The following is a 16,995-nucleotide window of genomic DNA, read 5'->3' as shown; positions in this document are numbered from 1 at the left end:
GGGCCCTGGCGGGGCCTCCCGCCGCCCCGTCCTGCCGGGGCCGGTCGCCCGGGCGGCGGGGCCGCGCGCGCCCCTCCCGCCCGGGAACGTGTCCCGGCGGAAGGCGCGCCCGCGGCCCGGCCCGGGCTCACCCTGCCGGAGGACCCGGCAGGCTCACCGTGCCGGAGGCGCGAGGCTCACGCCTCCTCGTCGACCCAGCTCATCAGCTTGCGGAGCTTCTTGCCCGTGGTCTCCAGCAGATGGTCCTCGTCGGCCTTCTTCAGCTCGTTGTACTTCGGCAGACCGGCGTTGTACTCGGCCATCCAGTTGTTGGCGAAGGTGCCGTCCTGGATCTCGCCGAGGATCTTCTTCATCTCGGCCTTGGTGCCCTCGTTGATGATGCGCGGGCCGCTGACGTAGTCGCCCCACTCGGCGGTCTCCGAGATGGACCAGCGCATCTTCTCCAGGCCGCCCTCGTACATGAGGTCCACGATCAGCTTCAGCTCGTGGAGGCACTCGAAGTACGCGATCTCCGGCTGGTAGCCCGCCTCGACCAGGGTCTCGAACCCGGCCTTGACCAGCGCCGAGGTGCCGCCGCAGAGCACGGCCTGCTCGCCGAAGAGGTCGGTCTCGGTCTCCTCGGTGAAGGTGGTCTTGATGACACCCGCACGGGTGCCGCCGATGCCCTTGGCGTAGGACAGCGCCAGCGCGAACGCCTTGCCCGTGGCGTCCTGCTCGACGGCCGCGATGCACGGCACGCCGCGGCCCTCCTCGTACTGGCGGCGCACCAGGTGGCCCGGGCCCTTGGGCGCGACCATGCACACGTCGACGCTGGCCGGGGGCTTGATGAAGCCGAAGCGGATGTTGAGGCCGTGGCCGAAGAAGAGCGCGTCGCCGTCCTTGAGGTTCGGGGCGATGGACTCCTCGTAGACCTTGGCCTGGATCGGGTCCGGGACCAGGACCATGATCACGGTGGCTTCCTTGACCGCCTCGGCGGGCGTGGTCACCTTGAGGCCCTGCTCCTCGGCCTTCGCGCGGGACTTGGAGCCCTCGTGCAGGCCCACCCGGACGTCGACGCCCGAGTCGCGCAGCGACAGCGCGTGGGCGTGGCCCTGGCTGCCGTATCCGAGAACCGCGACCTTGCGGTCCTGGATGATGGACAGGTCGGCATCGTCGTCGTAGAACAGCTCGGCCACTTCGGGAATCTCCTTGTATACGGGGTTGTGCTGCCCAACCTATGACGGCCGGGCGGTGCGGAAGGTCCGGGGTTCGCCATACGGACGGCGCGGGGTGTGCGGTGCGCCGCCGCCGGCCTCCTCGGGGTCAGGCCGAACGGTCCAGGGCGCGCAGGCTCCGGTCGGTGATGGAGCGGGAGCCGCGCCCTATGGCGATGGTTCCTGACTGGACCAGCTCCTTGATGCCGTACGGCTCCAGCATCTTGAGCATGGCGTCGAGCTTGTCGCTGCTGCCGGTGGCCTCGACGGTGACGGCTTCCGGGGACACATCCACGGTCTTGGCGCGGAAGAGCTGGACGATCTCGACGATCTGGGAGCGGGTCTCGTTGTCGGCCCTGACCTTCACCAGAACGAGTTCGCGCTGGACGGCGGAGGACTGCTCCAGCTCGACGATCTTGAGCACGTTGACCAGCTTGTTGAGCTGCTTGGTCACCTGCTCCAGCGGCAGGTCCTCGACGTTCACCACGATGGTGATGCGCGAGATGTCGGGGTGCTCGGTGACACCGACCGCGAGCGAGTCGATGTTGAAACCGCGACGGGAGAAGAGCGCGGCGATCCGGGCGAGGATGCCGGGGGTGTTCTCCACCAGGACGGAGAGCGTGTGCTTGGACATCTTCCTGATTCTCCGATTTCTCCGGTCTTCGCCGTCAGTCGTCTTCGCCGTCGCCGAAGTCCGGGCGGACGCCTCGGGCCGCCATGACCTCGTCGTTGGAGGTGCCGGCCGCGACCATCGGCCAGACCATCGCGTCCTCGTGGACGATGAAGTCGACCACGACGGGACGGTCGTTGATGGCGTTCGCCTTCTCGATGACCGCGTCGAGCTGGTCCGGGTCCTCGCAGCGGATGCCGACGCAGCCCATGGCCTCCGCCAGTTTCACGAAGTCGGGGACGCGGGTGCCCTTGCTGGGCTGGCCGTCCTCGCCGTCGTGGAGCTTGGTGTTGGAGTAGCGCTGGTTGTAGAAGAGGGTCTGCCACTGGCGGACCATGCCCAGGGCGCCGTTGTTGATGATGGCGACCTTGATCGGGACGTTGTTGAGGGCCGCGGTGACCAGCTCCTGGTTGGTCATCTGGAAGCAGCCGTCGCCGTCGATCGCCCAGACCGTGCGCTCCGGCTGGCCCACCTTGGCGCCCAGGGCAGCGGGGACCGCGTAGCCCATGGTGCCGAGACCGCCGGAATTCAGCCAGGTGGCGGGCTTCTCGTAGTCGATGAAGTGCGCGGCCCACATCTGGTGCTGGCCGACGCCCGCCGTGTAGATCGTGTCCTCCGGCGCGAGCTGCCCGATGCGCTGGATGACCTGCTGCGGGGAGAGCGAGCCGTCCTCGGGCAGGTCGTAGCCCAGCGGGTAGGTCGCGCGCCAGCGGTCGAGCTGCTGCCACCAGTCGGCGTAGTCGCCGCGGTGCCCCTCGTCGTGCTCGGCGTGGACCGCGACGATCAGATCGGCGAGGACCTCGCGCGCGTCGCCGACGATCGGCACGTCGGCCGCGCGGTTCTTGCCGATCTCGGCGGGGTCGATGTCGGCGTGCACGATCTTGGCGTACGGGGCGAAGGAGTCCAGCTTGCCGGTGACGCGGTCGTCGAAGCGGGCGCCCAGGGCGACGATCAGGTCGGCCTTCTGGAGCGAGGTGACCGCGGCGACGGAGCCGTGCATGCCGGGCATGCCCAGGTGCTGCGGGTGGCTGTCCGGGAAGGAGCCCAGGCCCATCAGGGTGGTGGTCACCGGCGCTCCGGTCAGCTCGGCCAGGACCTTCAGCTCGCCCGTCGCGCCCGCCTTCATGACGCCGCCGCCGACGTACAGCACCGGACGCCTGGCCTCGGTGATCAGCTTCGCGGCCTCGCGGATCTGCTTGGCGTGCGGCTTGGTGACCGGGCGGTAGCCGGGCAGGTCCGTGGCCGGCGGCCAGCTGAAGGTCGTCCTGCCCTGGAGCGCGTCCTTGGCGATGTCGACGAGGACGGGGCCAGGGCGGCCCGTCGAGGCGATGTGGAACGCCTCGGCGATGGTGCGCGGGATGTCGTCGGCGTCGCGGACCAGGAAGTTGTGCTTGGTGACGGGCATCGAGATGCCACAGATGTCGGCTTCCTGGAAGGCGTCGGTGCCGATGGCGGCCGACGCGACCTGCCCCGTGATCGCGACCATGGGCACCGAGTCCATGTGCGCGTCGGCGAGCGGGGTCACCAGGTTCGTCGCCCCCGGGCCCGACGTGGCCATGCAGACGCCGACCTTGCCGGTGGCCTGCGCGTAACCCGTGGCCGCGTGCCCGGCGCCCTGCTCGTGCCGCACCAGCACGTGGCGGACCCTGGCGGAGTCCATCATCGGGTCGTAGGCCGGGAGGATGCACCCGCCGGGAAGACCGAATACGGTGTCGGCGCCGACCTCCTCGAGGGAACGGATGAGGGACTGCGCGCCCGTCATCTGCTCGTTGGTGGCGGGCTGCTGCTGCCCGCCGTTACGGGCCCGCGGCTGCGGCTTGGGGGCCCCGGTGGCCTGCTCGGTCATCGTCTTCTCTTCCCGGAGAGTGAGGGTTGACGCTCGATGTGTGCTGTTCGGGCGATTTTGATGCGGTCTGCGGTGGGGCCGACGGAGGCCCCGCGAGGGTGCTGGTGCAACAAAAAACCCCCCGTGCCGTGAGGCAAGCGAGGGGAGCGCGCCGCTGGTGGTCGCGGAATCGTGGCGATTCCGGTCAGCCGACGCGCTTTCCAAGTACGAGAATTCGGGTGCGCATGGCACTGACCCTCTCCCCGTCAAGCCATGAGTGTCAAGTGGGTGGGACAGGCGTCTCAGCATTCGAGCGCTTCGGCGGATGCCCCGTGACCGGATCCGGTCCCTCCCTCGCGTCCGCCGCGGCGACCCACGGCGGCAGCGTCTCGCGCCCCTCCTTGTGACGTACGGGGAGGGCCCCGGCGACCACCATCGAGCGCCCTCCCTTGCGATCCTCACCGGTGCACGCCTGCGCGGGCACCCGCTGGCCGGGCCCCGGGCCGCCCGGACCACCGGAGCCGGAGCCGCCCTGGACCGGGACACCCTTCCCCGCACCCGCGGCCCCCGCGCCCACGGGCGCGGCTGACGGCACGGAGCGCCCCGTGTACGCGGCGTCGTCCGGCACCGGGTAGGCCCCTCGCGCGAGCGCCCGCCGCAGCCGGTGCTCGTCCAGCGGGCCCGAGAAGACCGCGCCCAGACCGTGCGTACAGCCCATCTCGCGCAGCGTCGTGACCTGCTCCGGCAGATCGACGCCCTCGGCCACGGAGGTGAGGCCCAGGTCTCCCGCTATCCGCAGCAGCCCCGCCGTGATCTTGCGCTGACGGGGGGACTCCACGACGCCGTCGACCATGCCCCGGTCCAGCCGCAGGATGTCCACGGGCAGCCGCCGCAGCGCCGGGATGGCGAGGGAGCCGCTCCCGAAGCCGTCCAGGGCCAGCACCACGCCCATGCGCCGCAGCGCGGTGAGCCGCATCTCCAGCTCGTCCAGCGGGAGGCGTGGATCGCTCTCGGACAGTTCCAGTATCAGCGTCCCCGGCGGCAGCGCGTGCCGGGACAGCAGCGCCTCGATGTGGTTGAGGCGCAGCGAGCGGTCGGTGAGCCGCCGCGCGGGCAGCCTGACGGTCACGGGCGCGCCGAACCCGGCCTGCTGCCGGGCCGCCGCCTGCTCGACGGCCTCCTCCAGCAGCCAGCGGCACACCTCGGCCGCGCGGTCGCCCTGCCCGTCCTTCGCGGCTGCCCCACCGGGCCCTGCGGCTCCACCGGCTCCGCCCTCCGTGCGGAGGAACTCGGCGGGCGTGAAGAGGATGCCCTGCGCCGAGCGCCAGCGGGGCTGCGCCGCGACGGCGCTGACCTTGCCGCTGGACAGCTCCACGACGGGCTGGTGGAGTAAGGCGAACTCGCCGTCGTGCATCGCGCCGCGCAGCCTCGTGCCCAGCTCGGAGCGCTTGACGGCCGTGTCGGTCTCGTTCCGCATCTGCGGCGCGTACAGCTCGACCCGCGCCTTCCCGGCCTGCTTGGCGCGGTACATCGCCAGATCGGCGTTGCGCATCAGGGCGGCCGGTGAGATGCCGGGTTCGGCGAAGGCGATGCCGATGGAGGCGGCCACCTTCACCTCGGTGTCGCCCTCGACGCGGTACGGCTCGGAGAGGGTGATGCGGAGGCGGTCCGCGATCTCCTGGATGCGCAGCTCGCGTTCGGCCCCCGCGTGTTTGCTGGGGTCGCTGTCGCCGAGGATGAGCACGGCGAATTCATCACCTCCCAGGCGGGCCGCGGTGTCGCCCGCGCGTACCGACTCCTGGAGGCGGCGGGCGGCCTGGATCAGCAGCTCGTCGCCCGCCTGATGCCCTGCCGTGTCGTTCACCGCCTTGAAGCCGTCGAGATCGATGAAGAGGACGGCCGCCTCGCTGTCCCCGCCGCGCCGCCCCGAGAGCGCCTTGCGGACGCGTTCGGTGAACAGGGCGCGGTTGGGCAGGTCGGTCAGGGAGTCGTGCGAGGCGTTGTGCTGCAACTGGGCCTGGAGACGGACCCGTTCGGTCACGTCCCGGCTGTTGAAGATGAGGCCGCCCTGATAGCGGTTGACCGTGGACTCGATGTTGAGCCAGTGGCCCGCGCCGTGCCGGAAGCGGCACTCGATGCGGGTGGAGCACTCCTCCTTGGGCTTGGCGGCCAGGAAGCGACGCAGTTCGTGCAGGACGCGCCCCAGGTCCTCCGGGTGGATGAGGGAGGACAGCTCGGAGCCGACCAGTTCGTCGCCGTCCCTGCCGTAGACCCCGGCGGCGGCCGGGGAGACGTAGCGCAGCACGCCCGTGGACGACGCGATCATGATGACGTCGCTGGAGCCCTGCACCAGGGACCTGAAGTGGTTCTCCTTCTGGGCCAGTTCCTGGGTGAGGGTGATGTTGTCCAGCAGCATGATCCCCTGCCGGACGACCAGGACGAGCACGACGGTGCAGCCGGTGAAGAGCACCACGCGGTCGATCTCGCGGCCGTCCAGGGAGTTGTAGAGGATTCCCAGCGTGCAGACGGCGGCGGCCAGATACGGGGTGAGCGCGGCCAGCGAACCCGCGATCGGGCGGCTGGCGGCCCGGACGGCGGCCTCGCGCGAGGCCGCGGCCGGATCAGCACGTCCGGTGACCGCGGGGCCCGCGCTCGCGGCGGGCGGCTCGGCCGGGCCCCACGGCCCGGCGTCCCGCCTGGCGACCCAGGGCGCGTAGGCCAGGAGCAGCGAGCCCGCGAACCAGCCCGCGTCCAGGAACTGCCCCGAACTGTAGTGCTCGCGCAGCAGCGGCGAGGTGAACAGCGCGTCGCACAGCACCGTCAGCGCCAGGGCGCCGATGGCGGTGTTGACCGCGGAGCGGTGTGCGGAGGAGCGCTTGAAGTGCAGCACCAGCACCATGCTCACCAGCGCGATGTCCAGCAGGGGATACGCGAGGCTCAGCGCGGCTCTGGCCACGGAGGCGCCCTGCCAGTAGGCGGTGTGGGCCAGCGCGAGCGACCACGAGAGTGTGATCAGCGAGCCCCCGATGAGCCAGGCGTCCAGGCCCAGGCAGATCCATCCGGCACGGGTGACGGGCCGCTTGGCCAGAACCAGTAAACCGATGATGGCGGGTGGCGCGAAGAGGAGGAAGCAGTAGTCGGCGACGGAGGGGCGCGGCACCGGCTGGTTGAGCACGATCTCGTACCAGCCCCAGATGCCGTTGCCGAGCCCGGCCATCAGCGAGGAGAACCCGAACAGCAGCCAGGCGGGCCGGAACGGGGTGGAGTGCTTGTAGGCGTACCAGAAACAGGATGCGGAGGCGAGCAGCCCGGCGGCGCTCAGCCCGAAGTCCCCCATGATGAGGGCCACTCGCTCGGATCCCCAGCCGGTGGCGGCGCCCACCGCGTACGCGGCGCAGACGGCGGACAGCACCAGTTGGGGCAGCACGCCCGTCCTTCCGGCTCCGTCATGGGGCCGGGGTGACCGGGGCGGCGTCCAGTACCGGCCCTGCTCCGGGGCCGCGCCGTGTGCGCTCATCGCGCCGCCCGTTCGGACGGCGGCTTCTTCTCGTACTTCCTGAGACGGCGGCAGCGACCGCCGTCCTGTGGATGGCGCGGCCGGGAGACCGCCCGCCCCATCCGCCGGTTCGTCCAATGGCCGTGCATTCGCCCGTCGCCCCCCTCGTGTCCGGGTTCGCCCCCCGATCGGGACGATACACCAGATCCGTCACTCAGGGACATAGTGCCGATACGTTCCGTGACGACAAGGGGTGTTGTGGGCACAGGGAGGAGTCATACGCATCCGTAGAGTGGCCTCTCGCGGCTTCGGGGGCCTTCCGGTCACTCCGCTACGGCCACCGTGTGCTCAAGCTCTTCACCGGCCGCCCAGCGCCTCAACTGCGCACGCAGCAGCTTTTTGGCACGCGGGAGGAAGGCGGAAGTGGGTCCGCCGACGTGCGGAGTGATCAACGTATTGGGTGCCCGCCAGAGCGGATGATCAGCGGGCAGGGGCTCCGGATCCGTGACGTCCAGAGCGGCCAGCAGCCGTCCCGACTCCAGTTCGGCGAGCAGCGCCTTGGTGTCGACGACACCGCCGCGCGCGACGTTGACCAGCAGCGATCCGTCCTTCATCCGGCCCAGGAAGTCGGCCCCGACGAGGCCGCGGGTGTCCTCCGTGAGCGGGGTGCACAGGATCACGACGTCGGCGCGGGGCAGCAGTTCAGGAAGGCTCGCGAGCGGGTGTACGGAGCCGCGCGGGGTGGTACGCGCGCTGCGCGCGACACGGGTCACCTCGGCCACCTCGAAGGGGAGCAGACGGTCCTCGACGGCCGAGCCGATCGCTCCGTAGCCCACGATCAGCACGGACTTGTCCGCGAGCGCCTCGTACATGCCCGGGTGCCAGCCGCCGGTCTCCTGCGCCCGTACGAACTCGGGGATGTGCCGCAGCGAGGCGAGGGTGAGGGCGAGTGCCAGTTCCGCCGTACTGGCGTCGTGGACGCCGCGGGCATTGCAGAGGCGGGTCCCGGCGGGGAGGCGCGGGATCGCCGGGGACACGTGGTCTATGCCGGCCGTCAGCGTCTGCACGACCCGCAGCCGGGTCATGTGTTCGAGCGGCCGTACGGAGACCGCGGCCCCCTTCATGTAGGGGACGACGTAGAAGCCGCAGTTGGCGGGGTCTGCGGGGAAGTCGGGGCCGCCGTCCCAGAAGTGGTACGTGAGGGAGGAGGGCAGCCCGTCGATCTCCGAGGGCGGGACGGGGAGCCAGACGTCCGACGGGGACGGGGACGGGGACGGGGGCGGAGGGGTGGATGCGGAGGGCATGGTCATCAGGCTAGAGGCTGTGCGTCACCCGCTGGAGGTACCCGTTAGTTTGGGGGCCGTCAGGAGGGAGCTCGTGCAGGTGGAGCGCAGGACAATCGGTGCGGCGGCGCTCGAAGTGGGCGCGGTCGGCCTCGGCTGCATGCCGATGAGCTGGGCGTACTCCGCGTCCCAACAGGACGGCGAGGAGTCGCTGCGCGCGGTGCACACGGCGCTGGACCGGGGCATGACGCTGCTCGACACGGCCGATATGTACGGCCCCTTCACCAATGAGCTGCTGCTGGGCCGGGTGCTGAGGGAGCGGCGGCGCGAGGCGTTCGTCTCGACGAAGTGCGGGCTGCTGGTGGGCGATCAGCACATCGTCGCCAACGGGCGGCCGAGCTATGTGAAGCGCGCCTGCGACGCCTCGCTGCGCCGTCTCCAGAGCGACGTGATCGACCTCTACCAACTGCACAGGGCCGACCCCGAGGTTCCCGTCGAGGAGACCTGGGGCGCGATGGCCGAGCTGGTGACGGCGGGCAAGGTGCGCTCGCTGGGCTTCTGCGCGGTGGGTGCGCGCGCGGACCGGCGCAGCGGCGCGGGGATCTATTCGGCGACGATACGGCAGCTGGAACGCGTGCAGCAGGTGTTCCCTGTGAGCAGCGTGGAGGCCGAGCTGTCGGTGTGGTCGCGGGAGGCGCTGGACGCGCTGCTGCCGTGGTGCGAGTCGCGCGGGGTGGGCTTCCTGGCGGCGATGCCGCTGGGCAACGGCTATCTGACCGGGACGCTGACGACCGGCGGCGGCTTCGAGCGGGACGACGTACGGGCGCGGCACCCGCGCTTCACGGCCGAGATGATGGCCGCCAACCAGCCGATCGTCGCGGGTCTGCGGCGCGTGGCGCGGCGGCACGGGAGCGCCACCCCGGCCCAGGTCGCGCTGGCGTGGCTGTTGGCGCTCGGGCGGCACGTGGTGCCGGTTCCCGGCACGAAGAAGCGCCGCTGGGCGGCGGAGAACGCCGAGGCGGCCCAACTGGTGCTGACGGCCGAGGACATGGTGGAGATCGGCGCGCTGCCCGCGGGGCGGGGCTCATGGGAGTGACGGCGTAGGGCCCGGGTTCGGGTCCGTTTCGGGTTCCGGTTCGGCCGTACGGGCTTGTCGCGTCGCGTCCGTGCGTCGCGGGCGGGAACTCGGCGGTGTGCTGCGCCGTATGAGGGGGTGTGGTCTGCTGGGCGGATCCACCGCGTCACAGTGACACCGGGAGGCACAGATCATGCGTAGCCGTTCCCTCACGACCGGGCTCGCGGCCGGGCTCGCGGCGCTGGCCGTGCTGGCCTCGGGCTGCTCGTCGGGCGACGGGGAGGAGGGGTCACCCGATCCGTCGGGCTCCGCTTCCTCCCGCCCCGGGGAGTCGTCGCCGTCCTCCGGGGAGAAGGAGTCCGCGGCGCCCGCGAAGGGTTCGGCGAAGGTGGAGCGGACGGTGGCCACGGGACTGAAGTCACCCTGGGGCCTGGCCCCGCTGCCGGGCGGCGATCTGCTGGTCTCCTCGCGCGACGAGGGCACGATCCTCCGGGTCGACGGCGAGGACGGCGGGAAGACCGAGCTGGGCTCCGTGCCCGGGGTCGCGGCGGGCGGCGAGGGCGGGCTGCTGGGGATCGCCGTGCCGGGGGACGACGCGAAGATGGTGTACGCGTATCTGACCACCGAGTCCGACAACCGCATCGTGCGCATGCCGTACGACGCGAAGAAGAGCGAGGGCAACCAGCTCGGCGCCCCGGACACCGTCTTCAAGGGCATCCCCAAGGGCACGATCCACAACGGCGGGCGCATCGCCTTCGGCCCGGACAAGATGCTCTACGCGGGCACCGGCGAGTCGGGCGACGGCGGGCTGTCGCAGGACAAGAAGTCGCTCGGCGGCAAGATCCTCCGGATGACGCCGGACGGCGATCCTCCGGACAAGGGCAACCCCGAGGCGGACTCCGTCGTCTACTCCTACGGCCACCGCAACGTCCAGGGGCTGGACTGGGACACGGACAACAGGCTGTGGGCGGCCGAGTTCGGCCAGGACACCTGGGACGAGGTGAACCTCATCGGGCCCGGCAAGAACTACGGCTGGCCGGAGGCCGAGGGGAAGGCGGGCGAGAAGGGCTTCACCGACCCCGTCGCGCAGTGGAAGCCGGAGGACGCGTCGCCGAGCGGCCTCGCCTTCGCCGAGGGCTCCGTGTGGGTGGCGGGGCTGCGGGGCGAGCGGCTGTGGCGCGTGCCGCTGAAGGGCACGGAGCCGGTGGCCGAGCCGCAGTCCTTCTTCGAGGGGAAGTACGGGCGGCTGCGCACGGTGGTCTCGGACGGCGGGGACGGGCTCTGGCTGGTCACGAGCGAGACCGATTCGCGGGGAACGCCCGAAAAGGGCGATGACCGTATCCTGAAGGTGAAGGTGAGCTGAGAGTGGGCCACGAGGCGGGCTGACGTACCGCGGGGCGAGCCGAGCCGAGGGGGCGAGGGACGGGCCGGGAGCCCGCCCGGAAGGGAACGGTACGGCCATGTTCAACCTGATCGAGCAGATCTTCTCCCCCGGCCGCCGCCACAGCGACGACGAGCGGCGGCGTCGGGACCACATGCGCGTCGAGGCGGACAGCGGTGACCCGGGCAAGGGCCCGATAGACCTCGCCTCGGGCCAGGTCCGGATACGGCGCTCCGACGTCCCGGCCCAGCCCCCGCCCGACGGGGAGCCCCGCTCCGGCGAGGAGCCGCGGCGCGGCGAGGAGCCCCGGCGCGGCGAGGGGTGAGCTCCTCGGGTCCGCCCGGTCCCGCCCCGTATCGCCCCGTATCGCCCCGGACACACAGACGCCGCGGCGGCCCGCGCTCCCCGGGTCCCGCCGCGGCGAAGCCGCGTCTCCTCCGTATCAGCCGCCCGCGCTCGGCACCTCGGGCGCGGAAGCGACCAGGTCGAAGTACATGCCGCCCGCGACCAGGAGCCCCAGCACGCCGAGGACCAGTCCACCGAGCGCGACGGGCCGCACCCACGCCTGAGCGCCGGAACCGGGCGCAGGGCGATTGGCCAGGACCGCGAGGAGGACGCCGCCGACGATCACGGCGAGCAGCGCGAAGATGCCGTTGAAGACGGCGGTGGTGTGCCAGGGGGAACCGTAGATCGCGTCGACCTGGTCGCCGGCGCTGCCGCCCGTCGCGCTGCTGCTCTCGATCTGACCGATGAGCTGCTTGCGGTCGCGCAGCATCTCGCTCAGCGAGGTGCCGGTCAGGGAGACCAGGCCGAGGCCCGCGCTCACGACGGCCGCGGCGCCCGCGCCCAGTCCGCCCCGGGGAGCGGTCGTGACGTGGTCGTGGTCGTCGTGCTCCAGGATGTCGTCCGAGGAGTCGTCGATGTCGACTCCGTCGCCGGTTTCCGGGGTGTCGGCGGGGGCCTTGTCCGCGACGGCGTCCGTCGCGGCGGTGTCCTTCGCCTCCGTCTTCCCGGTGGACGCCGTGCCCTCGGCCGTTCCGGCCTTTTCGGCCGCCTCGGGCTGTTCGGCGTTCTCGGCCTTTCCGGCCTCGTCGTTCTTCTCAGTCTTCGTCGTCTCGGTAGCCATGGGGCCCGACCGTAGGGGCCCTTTCTGAGAGTCCGATGAGAGCATCCGAAGGCTGTGTCGGAATCGTGATACTGGCGGGCTCCGGCGCCCTTCCGCGCGCCGTCCTGTACGCCCCCTCCGGCGCCCCCGCCGGCACCGGCACCGGCACCGGTTCGCGCTCCGGTTCGCGCTCCGTTCCGGAGCCCGGTTCCGGCTCCCGCGCCTCGTCCCCCGGCTCGATGCTGACCCTCGGCAGCCACCGCTCCAGCCAGCCGGGCAGCCACCAGTTGGCGCCCCCGAGCAGGTGCATCAGGGCCGGGACCAGCAGCGTACGCAGCACGAACGCGTCGAGCGCGACGGCCGCGGCGAGGCCGACGCCGAACATCGCGATGACCCGGTCGCCGCTGAGGACGAAGGCGCCGAAGACCGCGATCATGATGACGGCGGCCGAGTTGATCACGCGCCCGGTCTCGGCGAGCCCGACCCGTACCGACCGCCGGTTGTCGCCGGTGAGGCGCCACTCCTCGTACATCCGGCTGACGAGGAAGACCTGGTAGTCCATCGACAGCCCGAACAGCACCGAGACCATGATCACAGGCAGGAACGGTTCGATGGGCCCGCCCCCGCCCAGCGCGTCCAGCGTGTCCAGGCCCAGCGGTGCCAGCAGCCCGCTCCCCCACCCCCACTGGAAGACGGCGACGACGATCCCGAAGGAGGCGGCCACCGCGAGCACGTTCATCAGCGCCGCCTTCAGCGGAATACCCACGCTGCGGAAGGCGACCAGCAGCAGCGCGCACCCCAGAGCGATCACGACGCCGACGAACAGCGGCAGCTTGCCCAGGATCACGGATGCGAAGTCGTCGTAACTCGCCGTGAGCCCGCCGACGCTCACCCGCAGCCCGCTGTCGGCCTCCGACTCCGGGACGACGTCCGTGCGCAGCCGCTCCACGAGGCGCGAGGTGGACTCGTCCTGCGGGGCACTGTCCGGCACGACCGTGATCACCCCGGTGGTGCTGGTGCCGCTGCCGTTCAGCTCGCCGCCCGAGACCTGGGCCACGCCCTCCGTGCCGCGCAGCTTGTCCGGCAGTTCCTCGAAGGCGAGCTTGGCCGCTGCCCCGTCGATCTCCGCGACGAGGGTGAGCGGCCCGTTGGAGCCGGGCCCGAAGCCCTTCTCCATCAGGTCGTACGCCTGGCGCGTGGTGGCCGCCGCGGGGCCGTTGCCCTGGTCGGAGGTGCCCAGATGGAGCGCCGATACGGGCAGGGCCAGCACCAGCATCAGCGCTGCCGCGACCCCGCCGAGCAGCTTCGGGTGGCGCTCGACGAAGGCCGACCAGCGCGCGGCGAAGCCCGTGCTCCCCTGCTGGGCTGGGAGCGGCCCGTGCTCCGCCAGCCGTCTGCGCTCCCGCGCGCTCAGCGCCCGCATGCCGATCATGCCGAGCAGCGCGGGCAGCAGGGTCACCGAGGCGAGCACCGCGAGGACGACGGTCAGCGAGGCCGCGACGGCGACGCCGTTGAGGAAGCCGAGCCGCAGCACGAGCATCCCGAGCAGCGCGATACACACCGTCACACCAGCGAAGACCACGGCGCGTCCCGTCGATGTCACGGCCCATCGCGCGGCCTCCTCCACGGGGAGTCCCCGCTTCAGGCCCGCGCGGTGCCGGGTGACGATGAACAGCGCGTAGTCGATGCCGACGCCGAGCCCGATCAGGGTGCCCAGCATGGGCGCGAAGTCGGCCACCGTCATGGCGTGGCTGAGCAGCCCGATGCCGAGCGCCGAGGTGCCGACGCTCACGAGGGCGGTGACGATCGGCAGCAGCATGGCCGCGAACGAGCCGAAGGCCAGCAGGAGCACGACGGCGGCGACGGCGAGCCCGACGGCCTCGCTCAGGTGCCCGCTCATCCCCTCCGTGAGCGCGATCCCCGCGCCGCCCAGCTCCACCTCAAGACCGCCGCCCGTGTCACCCTCGGCCGCCTTCGCGGTGTCGACGACGGCCCGCACCTCCGCCTCGTCCAGCTCGTCCGAGGGCGCGTCGAAGGCGACGGTGGCATAGGCCGTACGCCCGTCGGCGCTGATCCGGGCGTCGGCGCCGCTGCCGTACGGGCTCTCGACGCCGGACACGCCGGGCAGCGCGGCGATCTCGTCCAGGGCGCGCTGCATCCGCTCCTCGACCCCGGCCTCGCGCACCCCGCCACCGTGGGCAGCGGCCGTGTGCCAGACGACGGTGTCGCTGTCGCCCGCGCGGTCGGGGAAGCCCTCGCTCAGGAGCTGGGTGGCGCGCCCGGACTCGGTACCGGGGACCTCGTAGTCGTTGGAATAGGCGGAGCCGGTGAGACCGGAGGCCGTGGCGACGCCCGCGAGCACGGCGAGCCAGAGCGCGACGACGGCGACGCGCCGTCGCAGGCACCAGCGGACAAGGGCGGTCATGAAGGCCGTCCTCCTCCCGGGTCGTGCGCCGATCTGCCCGGGAGGTACCGGTCGTGCCGAACGCGGTGGTGCGGATGTTTCCTGCACACTGACAGCCCGAAAAGATCCTTTGACCGCTTTGTGGCGATAGCCACAAAGCGGTCAGGACGGAACTCAGCCGGTCACGGACTCCCGCCCGTTCTCGATGTGCCCCATCAGCCTGCGCCGGAAGCCCTCGTCCTCCGCCACGCGCAGGTCCAGGTCGTACCAGCCGTGCGCGTGCCGCGCCTCGTGCGCGACGGTGCGGGTGCTGCCCGGCTCGACGGTAAGGACGCGCGGCTTGGCGCCCGGGGGCGTGTCCGCGTACGCGAGGGGCGTCAGCTTCAGCGTCAGGGCCGAGGCGCCGCCGTTGACGACGGTCACATGGACCTCGCGGCGCTCCGCGTCGAGGCGGGTGCTGACCTTCAGCGCCGCCGCCGCGCCGTCCCTCGTGCCGCGGAACTCGCGCCGGAACCCGTTCGGGCCCGTCACCGTGAAGTCGTAGGCACCGTCATCGACCGGAACCCGCACGACCGTGCCGCCCGCCACGTCGTGGTGCCGGGGCGCCTCGTACTCACCGGCGTACGGGTACAGCGCGAAGTGGGAGCCGCGCTTCCCCTTGTCGCGGAGCGCGAGCAGGAAGACCCCGGCGCCGGGGTCGTAGACGCCGTCGGCGTCGGACCGGTACGGGAGCGGGCGCGCGCGACGGGTGCCCTTCTCCTGTTCGGGCATCCGCTGCTCCGACGGGGGCTCCGGGTGCCAGCGCCCCTCGAAGGCGGGCACCGGGCCCGGCTGCTCGACCTCGGGGAGCCTGCGGCCGCGCGAGAAGTCGAAGGCGGAGGTGAGATCGCCGCACACCGTGCGCCGCCACGCGGAGATATTGGGCTCGCGCACCCCCGTCCAGCGCTCCAGGAAGCGGATGACCGAGGTGTGGTCGAAGACCTCGGAGCAGGCGTAACCCCCCACCGTCCAGGGCGAGATGACCGTCATCGGCACCCGCATGCCCAGGCCCACCGGGTGACCCTCCCAGAACTCCTCCGCCGTCCCCTCCGGGGGCTCGGGCGGCGGTACGTGGTCGAAGAGGCCGTCGTTCTCGTCGTACGTCAGGAAGAGCGCCGTGTGCCGCCACACCTCGGGGTGGCTGCCGAGCGCGTCCAGCACCTTGTAGACGAAGTGGGCGCTCTCGACGGGCGAGGAGCCGCCGGGGTGCTCGCTGTCCTTCGCGGACGGCACCAGGTAGGAGACGGCGGGGAGCTTGCCCGAGGCCACGTCGGCGGCGAACGCGTCGGCGGTGCTGTCCGGCGCCCCGCGCCGCAGCGCCCGCTCGAAGTACGACCGGTCCCGCCGCGACAGCGCCCGCACCCCCTCCTCCAGCAGCCCTTCGAGCCGGGCGCGCTCCTTCTCGTCCGCGTCCGCGAGCTTGCCGTAGTAGGCGGTCATATTCGCCACGCCGTCGACCTTGGCGAGGGCCTTCGCCATCACCGCCTTGAAGGAGGCGAAGAACTCCAGGTTGTTGTCGGTGAAGTTGTCCCACTCCTGGTAGACGCGCCAGCTCACCCCGGCCTTCTCCAGGCGCTCGGCGTACGTCGTCCAGTCGTAGCCGGGGTGGTCGTCCTCGTCGTAGCAGTCGTTGTTGACCGCGCGCCCCTTGTCGCCGGGCTCGAAGCCGGTCCAGCCGCTGACCAGGTGGTTACGGTTCGGGCTGGTCGAGGTGTGGATCGACGAGTGGTAGGCGTCGCACACCGTGAAGGTGTCCGCCAGTTCGTGGTGCAGCGGGACGTCGGCGCGGTCGTAGTACGCCATGGTGGCGGCGGTCTTGGCGGTGACCCAGTTGTCGTACCAGCCGCCGTTGCGGGCCTTGCCCGCGCCGCCCCAGCTGTGGTCCAGGTCGCCGATGTACTGAAGCTCTTTCCGCTGGCGCTCGGCCGCCTCCCGTACGGAGTACGGCAGCACGGTGCCGGCGCCCAGCGCGCCGGGCTGCTCGAAGACGGACCGCTTGCCGTCCGGGAGGCGTACGGCGTTGCGGTCGCCGAAGCCGCGGACGCCGCGCAGGGTGCCGAGATAATGGTCGAAGGACCGGTTCTCCTGCATCAGCACGACGACGTGCCGCACGTCTTCGAGGCCGCCGGCCCCCACCGGCTGCTGGGCGATCGCCTCCCGCAACGACGGCGGCAGCAGCGACCCTGCCGCCGCGAGCCCGGCGGCCCCCGCTCCCATGCCGAGCACCCGGCGCCGCGATATGTCCGTTGCCACCCGTTCCTCCCACGCCTCGTCCAAGATCAGCGCCCTGCAAGCTACGCGGCACACGTGTCCGAAGGAAGTCCCGTCACCGCCTCTGGGGTGAACGGGGCCCCTTCGCGGGGTGCGGAAGGAAACGGGGGGTGCCGGTTCGTCGGGGGTGTTGCGCGGGACGGTTGGCCGTGTGGGGTGCGTGGGTGGGGGGTGTCCGGTGCCGCGGTGGGGTGTCTCCTCGGCGTGAAGCTTTCGTTTTCGGCTTTCTGCCGTCGTTCGTCTCGACCTGCGG

The 16,995-nt window shown here is 71.6% G+C and carries 11 protein-coding genes; 3 read left to right on the top strand and 8 right to left on the bottom strand.

Annotation, left to right across the window (positions count from 1 at the left end; all coding sequences use genetic code 11):
• Positions 1-176 precede the first annotated feature (176 nt).
• The 5 genes from ilvC to ACWGJ2_RS38505 form a co-directional block, all read right to left on the bottom strand.
• Complete coding sequence (gene ilvC, locus ACWGJ2_RS38525; RefSeq protein WP_453351053.1) at positions 177-1,175, bottom strand: ketol-acid reductoisomerase; 999 nt, start codon at positions 1,173-1,175, stop codon at positions 177-179.
• 127 nt (positions 1,176-1,302) lie between these two features.
• Positions 1,303-1,827, bottom strand: coding sequence for an acetolactate synthase small subunit (gene ilvN, locus ACWGJ2_RS38520; protein WP_453351052.1), 525 nt, complete (start codon positions 1,825-1,827; stop codon positions 1,303-1,305).
• 34 nt (positions 1,828-1,861) lie between these two features.
• Entirely contained in the window at positions 1,862-3,709 is a 1,848-nt protein-coding gene (locus ACWGJ2_RS38515; protein WP_453351051.1) for an acetolactate synthase large subunit, read from the bottom strand.
• A gap of 259 nt (positions 3,710-3,968) precedes the next feature.
• Positions 3,969-7,205: a putative bifunctional diguanylate cyclase/phosphodiesterase gene (locus ACWGJ2_RS38510; protein ID WP_453351050.1), complete on the bottom strand. Its 3,237-nt coding sequence runs from the start codon at positions 7,203-7,205 to the stop codon at positions 3,969-3,971.
• A gap of 302 nt (positions 7,206-7,507) precedes the next feature.
• The gene (locus ACWGJ2_RS38505; protein WP_453351049.1) at positions 7,508-8,494 is read right to left on the bottom strand and encodes a 2-hydroxyacid dehydrogenase; all 987 of its coding nucleotides are present in this window, start codon (positions 8,492-8,494) and stop codon (positions 7,508-7,510) included.
• Between the two features lie 73 nt (positions 8,495-8,567).
• On the opposite strand from ACWGJ2_RS38505, the gene ACWGJ2_RS38500 reads away from it, so the two are divergent.
• From ACWGJ2_RS38500 to ACWGJ2_RS38490, 3 genes are all read left to right on the top strand, one after another.
• Entirely contained in the window at positions 8,568-9,563 is a 996-nt protein-coding gene (locus ACWGJ2_RS38500) for an aldo/keto reductase (RefSeq protein WP_453351048.1), read from the top strand.
• Between the two features lie 172 nt (positions 9,564-9,735).
• Positions 9,736-10,905 (top strand): PQQ-dependent sugar dehydrogenase, encoded by a 1,170-nt coding sequence (locus ACWGJ2_RS38495; protein WP_453351047.1) that lies wholly within the window; start codon positions 9,736-9,738, stop codon positions 10,903-10,905.
• Positions 10,906-11,002: 97 nt separating this feature from the next.
• Positions 11,003-11,248 (top strand): DUF6191 domain-containing protein, encoded by a 246-nt coding sequence (locus ACWGJ2_RS38490; RefSeq protein ID WP_453351046.1) that lies wholly within the window; start codon positions 11,003-11,005, stop codon positions 11,246-11,248.
• Positions 11,249-11,365: 117 nt separating this feature from the next.
• On the opposite strand, the gene ACWGJ2_RS38485 is transcribed toward ACWGJ2_RS38490, so the two are convergent.
• The 3 genes from ACWGJ2_RS38485 to ACWGJ2_RS38475 form a co-directional block, all read right to left on the bottom strand.
• Positions 11,366-12,049: a hypothetical protein gene (locus ACWGJ2_RS38485; RefSeq protein WP_453351045.1), complete on the bottom strand. Its 684-nt coding sequence runs from the start codon at positions 12,047-12,049 to the stop codon at positions 11,366-11,368.
• Entirely contained in the window at positions 12,024-14,453 is a 2,430-nt protein-coding gene (locus tag ACWGJ2_RS38480; protein WP_453351044.1) for an MMPL family transporter, read from the bottom strand. Before ACWGJ2_RS38480 ends, ACWGJ2_RS38485 begins: the two co-directional genes overlap by 26 nt.
• A gap of 153 nt (positions 14,454-14,606) precedes the next feature.
• Positions 14,607-16,724, bottom strand: a complete 2,118-nt coding sequence (locus ACWGJ2_RS38475) for a phosphocholine-specific phospholipase C (protein ID WP_453351043.1) — start codon at positions 16,722-16,724, stop codon at positions 14,607-14,609.
• Between the last annotated feature and the right edge of the window lie 271 nt (positions 16,725-16,995).

The sequence above is a fragment of the Streptomyces sp. NPDC054796 genome (assembly GCF_053611545.1).
This window is presented reverse-complemented; position numbering and strand designations above follow the sequence as displayed.

What these genes read in the sequence shown, in the direction of transcription:
- ilvN (WP_453351052.1), bottom strand. Translation starts at nt 1,827, where the DNA reads ATGTCCAAGCACACGCTCTCCGTCCTGGTGGAGAACACCCCCGGCATC.
- ACWGJ2_RS38515 (WP_453351051.1), bottom strand. Translation starts at nt 3,709, where the DNA reads ATGACCGAGCAGGCCACCGGGGCCCCCAAGCCGCAGCCGCGGGCCCGT.
- ACWGJ2_RS38510 (WP_453351050.1), bottom strand. Translation starts at nt 7,205, where the DNA reads ATGAGCGCACACGGCGCGGCCCCGGAGCAGGGCCGGTACTGGACGCCG.
- ACWGJ2_RS38505 (WP_453351049.1), bottom strand. Translation starts at nt 8,494, where the DNA reads ATGACCATGCCCTCCGCATCCACCCCTCCGCCCCCGTCCCCGTCCCCG.
- ACWGJ2_RS38495 (WP_453351047.1), top strand. Translation starts at nt 9,736, where the DNA reads ATGCGTAGCCGTTCCCTCACGACCGGGCTCGCGGCCGGGCTCGCGGCG.
- ACWGJ2_RS38490 (WP_453351046.1), top strand. Translation starts at nt 11,003, where the DNA reads ATGTTCAACCTGATCGAGCAGATCTTCTCCCCCGGCCGCCGCCACAGC.
- ACWGJ2_RS38485 (WP_453351045.1), bottom strand. Translation starts at nt 12,049, where the DNA reads ATGGCTACCGAGACGACGAAGACTGAGAAGAACGACGAGGCCGGAAAG.
- ACWGJ2_RS38480 (WP_453351044.1), bottom strand. Translation starts at nt 14,453, where the DNA reads ATGACCGCCCTTGTCCGCTGGTGCCTGCGACGGCGCGTCGCCGTCGTC.